The sequence below is a fragment of the uncultured Sphingomonas sp. genome (assembly GCF_913777625.1).
Taxonomy (GTDB): Bacteria; Pseudomonadota; Alphaproteobacteria; order Sphingomonadales; family Sphingomonadaceae; genus Sphingomonas.
The window spans coordinates 1-13,746 of sequence record NZ_CAJYTI010000021.1 but is presented as its reverse complement, the minus strand read 5'-3'; the positions used below and the strand labels follow the sequence as shown (position 1 = coordinate 13,746).

General features: G+C 68.3%; 18 protein-coding genes, 1 tRNA gene and 1 pseudogene. 14 read left to right on the top strand and 6 right to left on the bottom strand.

Annotated elements, in window-relative coordinates:
* Nucleotides 1–25: 25 nt before the first annotated feature.
* The 9 genes from QZ814_RS12370 to nadA all read left to right on the top strand — a co-directional run bounded on the left by QZ814_RS12370 (nucleotide 26) and on the right by nadA (nucleotide 6,885).
* Nucleotides 26–178, top strand: a complete 153-nt coding sequence (locus QZ814_RS12370; RefSeq protein WP_294332646.1) for a hypothetical protein — start codon at nucleotides 26–28, stop codon at nucleotides 176–178.
* A gap of 318 nt (nucleotides 179–496) precedes the next feature.
* Nucleotides 497–820, top strand: a complete 324-nt coding sequence (locus QZ814_RS12365; protein WP_116470848.1) for a DUF1476 domain-containing protein — start codon at nucleotides 497–499, stop codon at nucleotides 818–820.
* A 1-nt stretch (nucleotide 821) separates the two neighbouring features.
* Nucleotides 822–1,061: a BolA family transcriptional regulator gene (locus tag QZ814_RS12360; RefSeq protein WP_064313164.1), complete on the top strand. Its 240-nt coding sequence runs from the start codon at nucleotides 822–824 to the stop codon at nucleotides 1,059–1,061.
* A 3-nt stretch (nucleotides 1,062–1,064) separates the two neighbouring features.
* Complete coding sequence (gene grxD, locus QZ814_RS12355; RefSeq protein ID WP_084582175.1) at nucleotides 1,065–1,397, top strand: Grx4 family monothiol glutaredoxin; 333 nt, start codon at nucleotides 1,065–1,067, stop codon at nucleotides 1,395–1,397.
* A 513-nt stretch (nucleotides 1,398–1,910) separates the two neighbouring features.
* Nucleotides 1,911–2,279 (top strand): BlaI/MecI/CopY family transcriptional regulator, encoded by a 369-nt coding sequence (locus QZ814_RS12350; RefSeq protein ID WP_010542593.1) that lies wholly within the window; start codon nucleotides 1,911–1,913, stop codon nucleotides 2,277–2,279.
* Complete coding sequence (locus QZ814_RS12345; RefSeq protein WP_294332639.1) at nucleotides 2,276–3,937, top strand: M56 family metallopeptidase; 1,662 nt, start codon at nucleotides 2,276–2,278, stop codon at nucleotides 3,935–3,937. Before QZ814_RS12350 ends, QZ814_RS12345 begins: the two co-directional genes overlap by 4 nt.
* Nucleotides 3,938–4,050: 113 nt before the next feature.
* Nucleotides 4,051–4,926: an MBL fold metallo-hydrolase gene (locus QZ814_RS12340; RefSeq protein WP_294332637.1), complete on the top strand. Its 876-nt coding sequence runs from the start codon at nucleotides 4,051–4,053 to the stop codon at nucleotides 4,924–4,926.
* Nucleotides 4,927–5,016: 90 nt separating this feature from the next.
* Nucleotides 5,017–5,775: a hypothetical protein gene (locus tag QZ814_RS12335; protein ID WP_365898624.1), complete on the top strand. Its 759-nt coding sequence runs from the start codon at nucleotides 5,017–5,019 to the stop codon at nucleotides 5,773–5,775.
* A 108-nt stretch (nucleotides 5,776–5,883) separates the two neighbouring features.
* Complete coding sequence (gene nadA, locus QZ814_RS12330; RefSeq protein WP_294332636.1) at nucleotides 5,884–6,885, top strand: quinolinate synthase NadA; 1,002 nt, start codon at nucleotides 5,884–5,886, stop codon at nucleotides 6,883–6,885.
* Nucleotides 6,886–6,889: 4 nt separating this feature from the next.
* Here the strand turns inward: nadA and QZ814_RS12325 are convergent, their stop codons facing one another.
* Nucleotides 6,890–7,282 (bottom strand): helix-turn-helix transcriptional regulator, encoded by a 393-nt coding sequence (locus tag QZ814_RS12325; RefSeq protein ID WP_294332634.1) that lies wholly within the window; start codon nucleotides 7,280–7,282, stop codon nucleotides 6,890–6,892.
* Between the two features lie 137 nt (nucleotides 7,283–7,419).
* Here QZ814_RS12325 and QZ814_RS12320 point away from each other — a divergent pair, with 137 nt between their 5' ends.
* From QZ814_RS12320 to QZ814_RS12305, 4 genes are read left to right on the top strand one after another with little or no spacing between them, the layout of a single operon-like run.
* On the top strand, nucleotides 7,420–8,391 hold the full coding sequence (locus QZ814_RS12320; RefSeq protein ID WP_294332630.1) for a helix-turn-helix domain-containing protein: 972 nt from the start codon (nucleotides 7,420–7,422) through the stop codon (nucleotides 8,389–8,391).
* A 32-nt stretch (nucleotides 8,392–8,423) separates the two neighbouring features.
* Nucleotides 8,424–9,269 (top strand): carboxylating nicotinate-nucleotide diphosphorylase, encoded by an 846-nt coding sequence (nadC, locus tag QZ814_RS12315; RefSeq protein WP_294332629.1) that lies wholly within the window; start codon nucleotides 8,424–8,426, stop codon nucleotides 9,267–9,269.
* An 11-nt stretch (nucleotides 9,270–9,280) separates the two neighbouring features.
* Nucleotides 9,281–9,988 (top strand): ribonuclease T2, encoded by a 708-nt coding sequence (locus tag QZ814_RS12310; RefSeq protein ID WP_294332628.1) that lies wholly within the window; start codon nucleotides 9,281–9,283, stop codon nucleotides 9,986–9,988.
* A 4-nt stretch (nucleotides 9,989–9,992) separates the two neighbouring features.
* A complete protein-coding gene (locus tag QZ814_RS12305; protein ID WP_294332627.1) occupies nucleotides 9,993–10,397 on the top strand; it encodes a putative quinol monooxygenase in 405 nt (134 codons plus the stop codon).
* Between the two features lie 20 nt (nucleotides 10,398–10,417).
* On the opposite strand, the gene QZ814_RS12300 is transcribed toward QZ814_RS12305, so the two are convergent.
* Together QZ814_RS12300 and QZ814_RS12295 are read right to left on the bottom strand one after the other, a co-directional pair.
* Nucleotides 10,418–10,822: a DUF4112 domain-containing protein gene (locus QZ814_RS12300; protein WP_294332625.1), complete on the bottom strand. Its 405-nt coding sequence runs from the start codon at nucleotides 10,820–10,822 to the stop codon at nucleotides 10,418–10,420.
* 26 nt (nucleotides 10,823–10,848) lie between these two features.
* Nucleotides 10,849–12,306 (bottom strand): ABC transporter substrate-binding protein, encoded by a 1,458-nt coding sequence (locus QZ814_RS12295; protein ID WP_294332623.1) that lies wholly within the window; start codon nucleotides 12,304–12,306, stop codon nucleotides 10,849–10,851.
* A gap of 102 nt (nucleotides 12,307–12,408) precedes the next feature.
* Between QZ814_RS12295 and QZ814_RS12290 the strand changes: the two genes are divergently transcribed.
* Nucleotides 12,409–12,912: an NUDIX domain-containing protein gene (locus tag QZ814_RS12290; protein WP_294332620.1), complete on the top strand. Its 504-nt coding sequence runs from the start codon at nucleotides 12,409–12,411 to the stop codon at nucleotides 12,910–12,912.
* Between the two features lie 12 nt (nucleotides 12,913–12,924).
* On the opposite strand, the gene QZ814_RS12285 is transcribed toward QZ814_RS12290, so the two are convergent.
* The 3 genes and pseudogenes from QZ814_RS12285 to QZ814_RS12275 all read right to left on the bottom strand — a co-directional run.
* A tRNA-Leu gene (locus tag QZ814_RS12285) sits at nucleotides 12,925–13,011 on the bottom strand.
* Nucleotides 13,012–13,059: 48 nt separating this feature from the next.
* Complete coding sequence (locus QZ814_RS12280; protein WP_294332713.1) at nucleotides 13,060–13,338, bottom strand: integration host factor subunit beta; 279 nt, start codon at nucleotides 13,336–13,338, stop codon at nucleotides 13,060–13,062.
* A gap of 181 nt (nucleotides 13,339–13,519) precedes the next feature.
* A pseudogene (locus QZ814_RS12275) lies at nucleotides 13,520–13,746 on the bottom strand (30S ribosomal protein S1); the annotation flags it as partial.

Sequence of the window (13,746 nt, the reverse complement as noted above, 5' to 3'; positions counted from 1 at the left end):
TCCGGTAGTACCTGGGGGTGTTGGCATGGCGGAGGTCGTGGGAGCCGTTTTCGAATTCTGCTGGGAGTTCGGGATCGAGCGGGCCTATCGGAAATGGGGGTGGTTCGGCGGTGTTGCGGCGTTTCTGGCGCCATTTCTGATTGCCGCTGCGATCATCGCCATCGCGCTACGCCTGTGACCTCCGCAACCGTCCGCACCTCTATCCTTCCCCTCGCTGTTGGACTCGCCCGGTCCCAATATCGGCGTCATCCCCGCAAAGGCGGGGATCCATTGGCGCTGAAGCCGCGGTCCTATCCCCCAGCGTACAGGCGAATGGATTCCCGCTTTCGCGGGAATGACGATGGTTTGGAGGCTCCGTTATACCTTGACGTTGAAGTCGATAACTCGGCCTTGGTGGCGTAGGACGGACGCTTCGGCCCGCCATCCGGAACCTCCCCCGTTGCCAGCGCGGCCCCGCCCTCCTATCTCGGTCCCGAGTTTAGCTAAGGGGCATATGATGACCGCATTCGACGATCGCGAACGGGCGTTCGAGGCGAAGTTCGCGCGCGACGAGGATATGGCGTTCCGCATCACCGCGCGCCGCAACAAGCTGCTCGGCCAGTGGGCCGCCGCCAAGATGGGCCTCACGCCCGAAGAGACCGACGCCTATGCCAAGGCCGTCGTCCAGGCCGATTTCGAGGAAGCCGGCGACGAGGACGTGATCCGCAAGCTGCTCGGCGACATGCTCGCGGCGAATGTCGAGATCGACGACGCCACCGTGCGCCGCGCGATCGAGGAGCAGACCGTCGAGGCGCGCCGCCAGCTGATGGAATCCAAGTAACATGCCGATGCCCGCTGCCGAGATCGAGGCGCTGATCCGCGCCGGCATCCCCGACGCCCAGATCGAGATCACCGATCTGGCAGGGGACGGCGACCACTATGCAGCGCGGGTTGTCGCCCCCATGTTCCGGGGCATGCCGCGCGTGCGGCAACACCAGGCCGTCTATGCGGCGCTGGGTGGACGGATGGGCGGCGTGCTCCACGCGCTCCAGCTGACCACCGAAGCGACGCCCGAGGAGTAAGCAATGACCGACGATACCCAGGCCCGCATCCAGCAGTTGGTCGACGGCAGCGACGTGCTGCTGTTCATGAAGGGCAGCCCCCTGTTCCCCCAGTGCGGCTTTTCGAGCCGCGCGGTGGCGATCCTCAACCATCTCGGCGTCGAGTTCGACAGCGTCGACGTGCTGCAGGACCAGGGCGTCCGCCAGGGCATCAAGGCCTTTTCCGACTGGCCGACCATCCCCCAGCTCTATGTGAAGGGCGAGTTCGTCGGCGGTTCGGACATCATGATGGAAATGTACGAAAGCGGCGAGCTGACCCAGCTGATGGCCGACAAGGGCGTCGCGGCTTCGGCCTGAGACGCGGTTCGTACCGGAGGAAGGGAAGGGCTCTCGCTGGCGGCGGGGGCCCTTTTCGTTTGGGGGGGGGGCTCTCCCTGCACCCCTATCCGTCATTCCCGCGAAGGCGGGAATCCATTTGCCAGGACGTTTCCGAAAGAGCCGAGACGCCCCCACCAATGGATCCCCGCCTTCGCGGGGATGACGATGGGGCGGTGATGGGGGGGGCAAAAAAGCCGGTGTGGGCGGATCGATGGCCATGCCGGTGAACCATCGATCCGCCCTGAGCGTCTGGGGGGACGCTGGAGCGTCTTGGGGGAGAGACGCTTCGTGCCTTTCTTGTTGCAGGGCGCGTGCCAAGATCGGCGAAGTGCGGCCGCCTGCGGCTTGCGGTGGTCAATCGCCGTTAACCATCGTCGCCACCTGTAAAGCGCACCGACGCTTCGGCTGCCGGCACGCTGCCGTTCACCAAGCATTCAGCGGCTTGACTACAGACGTAATCGAGACGATTACAAGCGTAGTCAGTGAGGGTGTATGACCGAGCGAATCAGCGAAGCCGAACATGCGGTGATGGAGGTTCTGTGGGAGGAATCGCCGCTCACCGCGCAGGAAGTGACCGAGCGGGTGCCCGCCGATCGCGGCTGGAGCGCCAACACGGTCAAGACATTGCTCGGGCGGCTGCTCGCCAAGAACGTCATCGCGCATGAGGAAGAGGGGCGGCGCTATCGCTATCGCCCGCTCGTCGCGCGGGGCGATTATGTGGTAGGGGAATCGCGCAAACTGATCGACCGGCTGTTCGGCGGCCGGCTGACGCCGCTGGTGGCGCATCTGGCGGAACGCGACGCCATCACCGACCAGGACATCGCCGAAATCGAAGCTCTCCTGAAGGAGCTGAAGCAATGATCGGCTGGTGGATCGAGACCCTGCTCGCAAGCACGCTGCTGATGCTGCTGGCGCTTGCCCTCCGTGGACCCGTGCGCAAGGCGTTCGGCCCGCAGCTTGCCTATGCGCTGTGGGTGCTGCCCGCCGCGCGGATGCTGCTGCCGCCGCTGCCGGGGCAGTGGCATCTGAGCGCGCTGCTCGCGCCGCTCACTCGCAGGGCGGCCGAGGCCCCGGCGGTGGCGATGGGGGTACTGAACCCCGCCAAGCTGCCGGCGACCATCGACCAGGGCGCGGTGGTCACCATCGACCTGAGCGCCGGCGGCCATCACCTGCCCGCCGCGCTGGTCGCGCCGACGCCGGTGGCCGAGGGACTGAACGTGACGCTGCTCCTCCTCGCTTTATGGGGCGCGGGCGCGCTGATCTTCCTTGCCTATCATCTCGTCGCGCATCGCCGCTTCTGCCGCCACCTGCTGTCGCGGGCGCGGGTCGACCGTACCGTGGCCGAAGGGCGGGTGCGGGTGATCGAGACCGATGCCGCGCACGGTCCACTCGCCTTCGGCATCTTCCGCAAGTACGTCGCCTTTCCGCGCGACTTTTCCGAACGCTATGACGAGCTCGAACGCGATCTCGCGCTCGCCCATGAACTTGGCCACCATCTGCGCGGCGACCTGATCGCCAACTGGGCCGCGCTGATCGTACTGGCCCTCCACTGGTTCAATCCGGTCGCATGGCGGGCGTTTCGCGCCTTCCGTGCCGACCAGGAAATGGCCTGCGACGCCCTGGTGCTCGCCGGCCGCGCCCAGGCACTGCGCCATGCTTATGGCCGTGCGATCGTCAAGTCCGCGCATGGGGGCGCGGTCTCGGCGGCTTGTCACCTCCACACCATAAACGACGTCAAAGGGAGATTACGCATGCTCTCGATCCACCGGAAGCTTTCCCCCATCCGCATCGGCGCGGGGCTGGCCGGGATCACCACCGTTTCGCTCGCCGCGCTGGCGCTGACCGCCTCGGGCAGCCAGGCCGCCGAGCATATCCGCACCAGCATGGGCGCGGCGCTTCAGGTGCAGGACGCGCCGCCGTCGCCGCCCGCGCCGCCGGCGCCGGTCGCGCCAGTCGCGCCGGTAACCGGAGCCGCGCCTGCCGCACCGGCCGTGCCTGCGATCCGGGCCGTGCCCGCCGCGCCTGCGGTGCCGCCTGTCCCCCCGGTGCCGGCCGGCAAGCACCAGGTCGTTCGCGTCGATCGCACTGCCACTGACGGCAAGGTGATCAAGAAGATGGTGATCGTCCGGAAGGACGGGACCCGTCAGGAAATCACCATGCCCGACATGCCGGACATGGCGGCGCTCCAGGCGAGCCTGCCGGAGATCCGCAACGGCAGTTGCGGCAAGGGCACCTCGCCCACGGTCGAACACCGCACGGAGGGCAACAAGCAGATCATGATCATCTGCAGCGATCGCATCGCCGCGATGAGCGCGATGCATGCCGACCAGTCGGCAAAGCTGGCCGCGATGAGCAAGAACATGGCGATGAAGAGCGCGCTGATGAGCCTGCAGCATGCCCGCCGCACGATCGAGGCACAGTCCAGCCTCAGCCCCTCGCAGCGCGCCGAAGCGCTGAAGGGCATCGACGAGGCGCTGGCCGAACTGCGCGACGACGCCAAGGACGATAGCGACGATTGAGCGTAGGGCGCCGCGGCACAATCCCCGCAGCGGCGCACTCGGCGGGGCTGGCCTACTCCTTCGGGGCCGGCCCCGCTCCCCCTTCCGCTTGCCTCGGCGCGCGGAATGCCCAAATGCAGGGCATGACCGATGACGCGCCCACGGGCCTTGCGATCGCGCTCGAACCGCTGGTGACGCGGGTCCTCGCGGGCAATCCCTCGCCTTTCACCAACACCGGCACGCAGACCTATCTGGTCGGCACCAGCGACCTCGCGGTGATCGATCCGGGCCCCGACGATGCCGAGCATCTCGCAGCCCTGCTGGCGGCGATCGACGGCCGGCCGGTGCGGGCGATCCTGTGCACCCATACCCACCGCGACCACAGCCCGGCCGCACCGGCGCTGAAGGCGGCGACCGGCGCGCCGATCATCGGCTGTGCGCCGCTCGTGCTCGACGATGCCGGCCCGCGCGCGGATGCCGCCTTCGATACCGGCTATGCGCCCGATGCCGTGCTGGCGGACGGCGCGCAGATCGCGGGGCAGGGCTGGACGCTCACCGCCGTCGCAACGCCGGGGCATACCTCCAACCATCTCTGCTTCGCGCTGGAGGAAAGCGGCGCGCTGTTCACCGGCGACCATGTGATGGGCTGGTCGACCACCGTCGTCGCCCCGCCGGACGGCAACATGGCGGCCTATATGGCCAGCCTCGAGACGCTGATGCAGCGGCCGCAGGATCGCATCTACTATCCCGCGCATGGCGATCCGATCGGCACCCCGCATCGCTTCGTCCGGGGGCTGGCCGGGCACCGCAAGCAGCGCGAAGGGCAGATCCTGCGGCTGCTGGAGCAGGACGTCGCGACGATCCCGGACATGGTCGAGCGCATGTATGCCGGTCTCGATCCGCGGCTGCACGGCGCGGCGGGGCGATCGGTGCTCGCGCATCTGCTCGATCTCGAGGCGCGCGGGCGGGTGGCACCGGCAGGCGAGGGGTGGCAGCGCCTGCCGGCCTAGCGGCGGCAAGTCCTTCGTTGCTGTCGGTGTCCGATTGTCGCGGTGACCGGATAGTGGTAGGGAGTCGTGCCAGGTCAAGGGGGGTTGATCATGGCAACGATTGTGCAGGATGTGCCGCGCGTGCGGAGGGGCGACACGCGATTTTTTCTGGTGATGGCGTTCGTGATGGCGGCGGTAATCGTTGCCGGGTTTTCGCTGAGTCTCGCCATGGGGCGATCGAGCTTCGCCGTTCCTGCCATATTCCACGTTCACGCCTTTGTTTTCTTTGGCTGGGTGGCGCTCTATCTTGCGCAGAACCTGCTGGTGGATACCGGATCGGTGGCGTTGCATCGCCGGCTGGGCTGGGTGTCCGTGCTCTGGGTGCCGCTGATGGTGGTGATGGGCACGCTGATGACGGTGCTCTCGGTGCAGCATGGCGCGCCCTTTTTCTTCGACATTCGCCAGTTCCTGATCAGCAATCCCCTGCAACTGCTGCTGTTCGCCGGACTGGTCGGAGCGGCGCTGGCGACGCGTCGGCAGACCGGATGGCACCGCCGGCTGATGTACTGCGCGATGGCGATCCTGACCGGCCCGGGGTTCGGCCGGCTGCTGCCGATGCCGCTGCTGATGCCCTATGCCTGGTATGCGGCGCTGGCGGCGGTGCTGGTGTTCCCGATCCTCGGCGTGATCGCCGATTATCGACGGAGTGGGCGCATCCATCCCGCCTGGGCCTGGGGCATCGGCCTGATGCTGGGCGTGCAGGTGCTCGCCGATGGCATTGCGTTCAGCCCGGCCGGCACGGCGCTGGCACAAGGGATCGTCGCCGGTACGGCCGGCAGCCATCGCCCCCTGACGCCGCAATGGCCGTGATGCGGTAGTCCGGGCCGGCCGCACCCCGAACGCCCGTGCTGCGTTCGCTCCCTTGATCCGGCCGCCCAGCCGGGCCATGTGGCGGCCGAACCACGGGAGTTTTGGGACATGGACGCGCGCAACGGCATCGGCGGCAGCCTCAGCGGACTGGATCTCCGCGCCGAGATCGAGCGGCTGCGCAAGGAGCGCAACGCGGTGATCCTCGCGCATTACTACCAGAAGCCCGAGCTGCAGGACCTAGCCGATTTCGTCGGCGACAGCCTCGACCTCAGCCGCAAGGCGGCCGAGACCGATGCGGACGTGATCGCCTTTTGCGGCGTGCGCTTCATGGCCGAGACCGCCAAGATCCTCTCGCCCGACAAGATCGTCGTGCTGCCCGACATGGACGCCGGCTGCAGCCTGGAAGACAGCTGCCCGCCGGACCAGTTCGCCGCCTTCCGCGCGCAGCATCCCGATCATATCGCGCTGACCTATATCAACTGCTCGACCGAGGTGAAGGCGCTGAGCGACATCATCGTCACCAGCAGCTCGGCCGAAAAGATCCTGGCGCAGATCCCGGCGGACCAGAAGATCATCTTCGGCCCCGATCGCAACCTGGGCGGCTATCTCCAGCGCAAGACCGGCCGCGAACTGCTGCTGTGGCCGGGCGTGTGCATCGTCCACGAGGCGTTCAGCGAGACCGAACTGCTCAAGCTCAAGGCCGAGCACCCGGGCGCGCCGATTGCCGCGCATCCCGAATGCCCGGCCTATATCCTCGATCACGCCGATTATGTCGGCTCGACCAAGGGCATCCTCGACTTTTCCAAGACGATGCCCGGCGACACGCTGATCGTCGCGACCGAGCCGCACATCATCCATCAGATGCAGAAGGCGATGCCGGAGAAGAATTTCATCGGCGCGCCGGGGGCCGACGGCAACTGCAACTGCAATATCTGCCCCTACATGGCGCTCAACACCATGGAGAAGCTCTACCTCGCGCTGCGCGACCTGAGCCCCAGGATCGAGATCGAAGAGGGGCTGCGGGTGCAGGCGAAGAAGAGCCTCGACCGCATGCTCGAACTCGCCAGCGGCAAGGTGGGGCAGGGCGATCTGGGACCGGTACCGGCCTGATCGCTCAGCCGCGGGAAGCGCCGAGCAGCGACAACAGCAAGGTACCGGTGGTGGCGAAGCCCAGATCGGGTACCAGCCGCCGTGCCGGGCTCGGTGTTGCCGGCACCGGCGGATGCGGTGTTCGCTCGGCATTGCCGGCGCGGATCGCGGCGAGGATCGGGGCTTCGGCGGTATCCAGCACGCGGGCGATCGAGCGGGTGAAGCCGATCGCATAGATCGGCGCGCCGCAGCGATCGAACCGCCCGGCCTCGATCGCTTCGAGATGGGTGCGGCCGATTCGCGTGCATGCAGCGAGCTGATCGAGCGACAGCCCTATGGCCTCGCGTTTGGCACGGAGAGTGGCGGCGGCGGCGATCCAGGCCTCTGGCCAAGGCTCTGGCAGCGTAGAGTGCATCATTATTGTTCGGCGACCCCCCGGACGTCGACCCGAGCATTGATATGGTCTAGTAACGATTCGCAAATCTTTGGGTACTCATTCCGGTGGGGGAATGGGTGCTTGCCTGTTCCTTGTCCCGCCGTAGGGCGTGTTCGCCGATGCAGGAGTTGATTAGAGCCGTTCCTCCATTCGATCCGACGCAGGCACCCCTGCCGCGCGGGCGACTGATGGTGCGGCTGATCGCCGAGATGCAGAACACGATGATCGCCGCCGGCATCCGTGCGCTGGACGGCGATCTGGATCGTGCGATCATCTTCATGGTGGTGGCGCGCGCCAGCGAGATGCTGTCGCCGCACGGCGCCGGCCATGCCCGCCGCCAGGGCGGGAGCGCGAAGGCGATCAGCATCAACGCGCTCGCCGCGTCGCTCGGGCGGCCGTTCGAGACGATGCGGCGCCATATCCATGCGCTGTGCGCGATGGGGCTGTGCGAGCGGGGCCCGGCGGGGGTCAGCGTGCCCGAGGCGGTGCATGCCCGGCCGGAGATCGCCGCGCTGTTCCGCTGCAGCCACGATGCGCTGGTCCGAATGGTGGAAGATTTCGCCGCCTTCGGCCTGACGCTTCCCGAGACGCGTCATCACCTGTCCTATGACTGGTACATGGGGCTCGCCGCCGCCCACGACGTGCTGCTGACCGGGATCGAGTTCCACGCCCACCGCTTCCACTCCTGGACCGACATGGTGCTGCTCAACGCGGTGCTGTGCGCCAATGCCCGGCCGGTGCTGGAAAATCGCGAGCTGGCGCTGGCGTATGGCGAACTGGGCACGGTGCCGCCCGAATCGCTGTGGCAGCCGGTGTCGACGGGGGCCATCGCCCGCGCGCTGAGTCTGCCGCCCTCGACCGCGCACCGGCGAGTGGGGGTGATGGTGGAAAGCGGGCTGCTCCACCGCCGCGCGCGCGGGGTGCTGCTCGCGGCGGACAAGCTCACCGATCCGGCCTGGGCGGCGGACGGGCACACCAGCATGCTCCACACCCGCCAGATCCTGATCCGGCTGGCGGCGGGCGGGTTCCGCTTCGACCAGCCGGCCAGCCAGTATGTCGATGGCCGGCCGCCGCTGGTGCAGTTCGGATAGACGCGCCGCCTGCGGGATTCTACAGCGCGGGCATGACCTTCCTGCTTCCCGGCTTCGACATCGACTCGTTCGTGCGTGCGACCCTGGCCGAGGATCTCGGCGACCGCGGCGACATTACCGCGGCGGCGGTGATCCCGGCGGATGCCCGGTTCGACGGGGTGATGGACAGCCGCGACCCGATCACCGTCGCCGGCCTGCCGCTGGCGGAGGCGTTCTTCCGCGCGCTCGATCCGCAGGTGGAGATCGAACGGCTGGTCGAGGACGGCGCGCAGGTCGCGGCGGGCACCGCATTGCTGCGGCTGCGCGGGGCGGCGCGCGCGCTGCTCACCGCCGAGCGTTCGGCGCTCAACACGGTCCAGCATCTGAGCGGCATCGCGACGCTTGCGCGCACCTATGTCGATGCGGTCGCCGGCACCGGCGCGACGCTGCTCGACACGCGCAAGACGCTGCCGGGCCTGCGCGTGCTGGAGAAATATGCGACCAGGATGGGCGGGGCGACCAACCACCGCATGGGGCTGTGGGACGCGGCGATGATCAAGGACAATCATGTCGCGGTTGCCGGCTCGGTCGAGGCGGCCGTGGCGCGCGCGGTGGCGGCGGGGATCGAGCGGATCATCGTCGAGGTCGACCGGATCGACCAGATCGAACCCGCGCTGGGCGCGGGCGCCACGCACCTGCTGCTCGACAACATGCCTCCGCCGGTACTGCGCGAAGCGGTGGCGCTGGTCGCGGGCCGCGTGCCGACCGAGGCCTCGGGCGGCGTTCGGCTGGATACGATCCGCGCAATCGCCGAGACCGGCGTGACCTATGTGAGTGTCGGGCGGCTGACCCAATCGGCGCCGGCCGCCGATATCGGGCTCGATTTCGCGAGCGTTTGAGGGAGGATGGCATGAAGGCGACAGTGGCAGGCTTGGGGCTGATCGCGGCGCTGCTGCCGGGTGCGGCGCTGGCGCAGGCGGGCATGTGCGTGGCGCCGAGCAAGGTCACGCGGCCGCTGCCCGAGCTGCCGAGCGCCAAGGAGCCGCGCCGCGTGCTGCCGATCAGCAGCTACACGCTGGCGCTCACCTGGGCGCCCGGCTTCTGCCGCGCGCATGGCGACGAGCCGGCCAACGCCTTCCGCTGCGCCGGGGGGCGCTTCGGCTTCACCCTGCACGGGCTGTGGCCCGATGCGGCGGGCAAGACCTGGCCGCAATATTGCAAGGCGACGCCGATCCTGCCGCCCGCGCTGATCGCCAAGACGATGTGCGCGACGCCTTCCGAACAGCTGATCCAGCACGAATGGGCCAAGCACGGCACCTGCATGAAGACCACGCCGGAAGCCTATTTCCAGCGCTCGACCGGGTTGTACCGCCAGATCCGCTTCCCCGACATGGGCGCGCTGTCGCGCGGCACGCCCACGGTCGGTGACTTCAAGCGCGCCTTTGCGGCCGCGAACCGCGCCATTCCGGCGGAAGCGATCCGGGTGACGACCAACCGCGACGGCTGGCTCGACGAGCTGTGGCTCTGCCTCGACACACGCTTCCGCTACCATCGCTGCGAGGCGGGCACCGGCGGCGCGGCGGACGATGCCGCGCTCAAGATCTGGCGGGGGAAGTGAGCGCATGACACTGGAACGACGCAGCTTCCTCGCCGGCGCAGCGGCGCTGGGCGTCGCGGCGGCTAGCCAGGCGGAAGCACAGACGGCGGTGATGCAGATGGTCGCGATGTACGGCACCATCGGCAAGATGACCGCACGCGGCGGTCAGCGGGATGCGCTGGCGGCGATACTCATGCGGGCGATCCCGGGGATGCCCGGCTGCCTGAGCTATATCGTCGCCAACGATCCCGCCGACGCCAACGCGCTCTGGATCACCGAGGTATGGGAGACGAAGGAAGCGCATTCCCGCTCGCTGTCGCTGCCGGCGGTGCGTGCCGCCATCGCCAAGGCACGCCCGCTGATCGCCGGCATGCAGACGATTACAGAAACCGTGCCGATCGGCGGACAGGGGCTGAAGACCGCGGGCTGAGGGCCCACGCCCGGAGCGCCTCAGCAGATGTCGATCACCCGGCTCGCCGGGTGGTGCTTGTCGAGATAGCGCCGGATCAGCTTGAGATTGCGCGTGTTCGAGCGGAAGAAGAAGTCCGGCACCGCGCCGACGAACGGGATCATGCCCAGCGCCCAGTCGATGCCGATATTGCCGGCCATCCGCGCGATGGTCCGCTTGGGCATGCCCAGATTGCGCGCTTCCCAGGCGAGATAGGCGCCCATCGCCGCCGCCGCCGTCGGGCCGATGCCGGGGACGAAATCGAGCAGCACGTCCAGGCCCACCTTGCGGCGCAGGCCGGGGATGCGGACCAGGCCTTCCAGCAGATGCTCCATCGCCTCGATGCGCTGGCGCACCGCCGCGGCATCGGTGCCGATCGGCAGCCGCTGCGCGAAACCTTCGTTCATCCGTGTCGCCCGTGCCATTCCTTGCCTCACTGCTTGCGCAGATGGTTCAACGGGTGCCAGGCGCGTGCGTTCCCCTGCCAGTTCACCAGCCGCAGCGCGACGATCGACCAGCGCAAAGGCTGCGCGATGGGAATGAAGGCGACGTCGCTGGCCAGCATTGCATCGGCCTCGGCGATGCGGTGCGTGCGGTTGTAGAGGTCCGGGGCATCGCGCGCGGCGGCGATCAGCGTCGCGGTGTCGTCCGAACAGGCGCGGCACGCCTGATCGAGATACCAGCGCCCGCTGTTATAGGGGGCCACTTCGTCGACCAGCATCAGGTCCGCGCGCGGATCGCCGAGCGCCACGCGGATCGGGGTGATGCCGATGGAGATCATCGCCGAGGCAAGATGGCCCCATAGCAGTGTCGCGCCCGCGCCGTTGGGCAAGGCGAGGCGGATCTCCACCGGGCCGCGGTGCACCGCCTGCCACTCCCGCACCCGCTGGGCGGCGAGCGCGCGCCGCTGGTCCGGGGCAACCGTCATCCAGCTCCCCGGCGCGGGCGGCGCCGCGGAATCGAGCTGGGCGGGGAGGATGGTTTCGGCTGGTGCCCAGTCCTGCGCGATCGCCGAGGTCAGCGCATCGCGATCGATCGCCATCGCGATGGCCGCGCGGTTCTGCGGCGTGGTGAGGAAGCCGTCGCGGTGGAGCACCGCCAGCCCGAACAATCCCACCGCGCGATCCACCCGCACATTTTCCGGCGCGATCCCGGCCGCCTCGATGATCGGCCAGTCGACCAGGGCGCCGCCGAGCACCAGGTCGGAGGCCCCCGCGCGGAAGCGGGCGATGGCCACGGCAGCCGATTCGCCGCGGAGCCGCACGAAATCATGGGGTGCTGGAGCGGCCTTGGGATCGTCGCCCGGGGTCTCGGCGGGGCGCAGCAACAGGCCGTCGCGCTTGCCCGCGACGATGCGGAAGGGGCCCGATCCGGCCAGATTGCGCCCGCGAAACACCGCGAGTTCCGGCTGGGCGAACAGGTTCAGCAGATCGGGGCGGGGGCTTTTCAGCCGAACCTCGATCACCTGCGGCGTCATCTCGACGATCTCGTCGATCGCCGCGAGATAATGGGCGAGCCGGCTATGGTTGTTGGCCGTGACGGCACGGCGCAGCGCGCGGACGATCTCGCCGGCCGTGACGGGTTGTCCATCCGGCCACGTCGCGTCGCCCAGCCGGAAGATATAGCTGCGCGCATCGTCGAACACGTTCCAGCGCTCGGCCAGCGCCGGTTCGATCTGGCCGTTTCCGTCGAAGCGCACCAGCCCCTGGGCGGTGGCGGAGAGGGCGACGGCCTGCGCGTCGTCGATCGGGATTTCGCTGGGATCGGCGAGCAGCTTTGCCGAGCCGATCGCGCTGACCACCACCGGCGTGTCGTCCTTGCGCTGGCCTTCGGCGCCGCAGGACGACAGCGTCAGCAGCAAGGCGATGAAGGGCAGGCGCAGGCGTGGCATCGGCGGGTTCCGGGCGGCGAAGGCCAAGCTCTATGGTAGCGGGCCGCGGCTGCCAACCCCGGTGGCTTCCCCGCGCGGCCGCACCGGCCTAGAATCGCGGGCATGGCGTTGCATCGTTTTCGTTCGCTCCCCTGGCTCGCCGGACTGATCGCAATGGCCTTGCGCGGCTATCTGGCGGTGCGGACGGCGGGATGGTTCTTCACCCGGACCCGCACGCGGGGCGTGCGCGCCATCGCCTTGACCGCAGCGGGGCAGCTCGTGCTGGTCCGCCACAGCTATATCGATGGATGGCATCTGCCGGGCGGTGGCCAGGGCGCGGGCGAATCGGCCGAAGCGGCGGCGCTGCGTGAGTTGCGCGAGGAGGCAGGCATGGTGTCGCACGGCGCGGTGCGGCTGCTCGGCACGCTGCAGCATCGGCCGAACTTCCGGCGCGACACGGTGACGCTGGCGCTGGTGGAGCAGGTGGTCTTCGCCTTCCGGCCGTCGCTCGAGATCGTCGAAGCCGATGCCTTCGATCCGGACGCGCTGCCGGAGGGCACGACCGCGGGTACCCGCCGCCGCATTGCCGAATGGCGCGACGGGCGGCCGGTACCCGAGGCCTGGTAACGCTGGCAAGGCTGGTGCGGACGGCGGGACTCGAACCCGCACGCCCCGAGGGGCAGAAGATTTTAAGTCTCCGGCGTCTACCGGTTCCGCCACGTCCGCAGTGGGCGGCAGGCAAGACCCTGCCGCACGCCGCGTGTCAAGCGAACATCACATGTTCAGGCGAACCCGCATCTCCTTGCCGGGCTTGAAATAGGGAACGCGCTTGGCGTCCACCTCCACCGCTTCCCCGGTACGCGGGTTGCGGCCCAGCCGCGCATCGCGCGCCCGGGTGGAAAAAGCCCCGAAGCCGCGCAGTTCCACGCGACCATCTTCACTCAGCCGGCCGACAATCTCGTCGAAGAAGATCGATACGATCTGCTCGACCTCGCGGACCGAAAGGCCCGGATTATCCTGCACCAGCAATTGAACCAACTCAGAACGGATCATTCGCGCCCCTCCCTTGGCGGCCGCGCCCAACCTGGCCGCGAACGGCTATCCCCAAGGAAACCTTAGCGCTTTTTTCCAATCTGCATCAACCAGAAGATGTGGTTGACGGTGTCCTAAAATCAAAAAAGAAGGGCCCGGGAACCGCTTTCGCGGTGCCCGAGCCCCTCTTCAGGTCGCAAAATCAGTTGTTCTGGCTGCGAGCCTTGAGGGCCTCACCCAGAATGTCGCCCAGCGACGCGCCCGAGTCGGACGAGCCATACTGCTGCACGGCCTGCTTCTCTTCGGCGATCTGCATCGCCTTGACCGAGAAGGTCGGCTTCTTCGACCGGTCGAAGCCGGTGACCATCGCGTCGAACTTCTGGCCGACCTGGAAGCGCTCGGGGCGCTGCTCGTCACGGTCGCGACCCA

What these genes read in the sequence shown, in the direction of transcription:
- QZ814_RS12305 (WP_294332627.1), top strand. Translation starts at nt 9,993, where the DNA reads ATGACACTGGAACGACGCAGCTTCCTCGCCGGCGCAGCGGCGCTGGGC.
- QZ814_RS12335 (WP_365898624.1), top strand. Translation starts at nt 5,017, where the DNA reads ATGGCAACGATTGTGCAGGATGTGCCGCGCGTGCGGAGGGGCGACACG.
- grxD (WP_084582175.1), top strand. Translation starts at nt 1,065, where the DNA reads ATGACCGACGATACCCAGGCCCGCATCCAGCAGTTGGTCGACGGCAGC.
- QZ814_RS12290 (WP_294332620.1), top strand. Translation starts at nt 12,409, where the DNA reads ATGGCGTTGCATCGTTTTCGTTCGCTCCCCTGGCTCGCCGGACTGATC.
- QZ814_RS12365 (WP_116470848.1), top strand. Translation starts at nt 497, where the DNA reads ATGACCGCATTCGACGATCGCGAACGGGCGTTCGAGGCGAAGTTCGCG.
- QZ814_RS12360 (WP_064313164.1), top strand. Translation starts at nt 822, where the DNA reads ATGCCGATGCCCGCTGCCGAGATCGAGGCGCTGATCCGCGCCGGCATC.
- QZ814_RS12300 (WP_294332625.1), bottom strand. Translation starts at nt 10,822, where the DNA reads ATGAACGAAGGTTTCGCGCAGCGGCTGCCGATCGGCACCGATGCCGCG.
- QZ814_RS12280 (WP_294332713.1), bottom strand. Translation starts at nt 13,338, where the DNA reads ATGATCCGTTCTGAGTTGGTTCAATTGCTGGTGCAGGATAATCCGGGC.
- QZ814_RS12345 (WP_294332639.1), top strand. Translation starts at nt 2,276, where the DNA reads ATGATCGGCTGGTGGATCGAGACCCTGCTCGCAAGCACGCTGCTGATG.
- QZ814_RS12370 (WP_294332646.1), top strand. Translation starts at nt 26, where the DNA reads ATGGCGGAGGTCGTGGGAGCCGTTTTCGAATTCTGCTGGGAGTTCGGG.
- QZ814_RS12350 (WP_010542593.1), top strand. Translation starts at nt 1,911, where the DNA reads ATGACCGAGCGAATCAGCGAAGCCGAACATGCGGTGATGGAGGTTCTG.
- QZ814_RS12325 (WP_294332634.1), bottom strand. Translation starts at nt 7,282, where the DNA reads ATGATGCACTCTACGCTGCCAGAGCCTTGGCCAGAGGCCTGGATCGCC.
- QZ814_RS12340 (WP_294332637.1), top strand. Translation starts at nt 4,051, where the DNA reads ATGCAGGGCATGACCGATGACGCGCCCACGGGCCTTGCGATCGCGCTC.
- QZ814_RS12310 (WP_294332628.1), top strand. Translation starts at nt 9,281, where the DNA reads ATGAAGGCGACAGTGGCAGGCTTGGGGCTGATCGCGGCGCTGCTGCCG.
- nadA (WP_294332636.1), top strand. Translation starts at nt 5,884, where the DNA reads ATGGACGCGCGCAACGGCATCGGCGGCAGCCTCAGCGGACTGGATCTC.
- QZ814_RS12295 (WP_294332623.1), bottom strand. Translation starts at nt 12,306, where the DNA reads ATGCCACGCCTGCGCCTGCCCTTCATCGCCTTGCTGCTGACGCTGTCG.
- nadC (WP_294332629.1), top strand. Translation starts at nt 8,424, where the DNA reads ATGACCTTCCTGCTTCCCGGCTTCGACATCGACTCGTTCGTGCGTGCG.
- QZ814_RS12320 (WP_294332630.1), top strand. Translation starts at nt 7,420, where the DNA reads ATGCAGGAGTTGATTAGAGCCGTTCCTCCATTCGATCCGACGCAGGCA.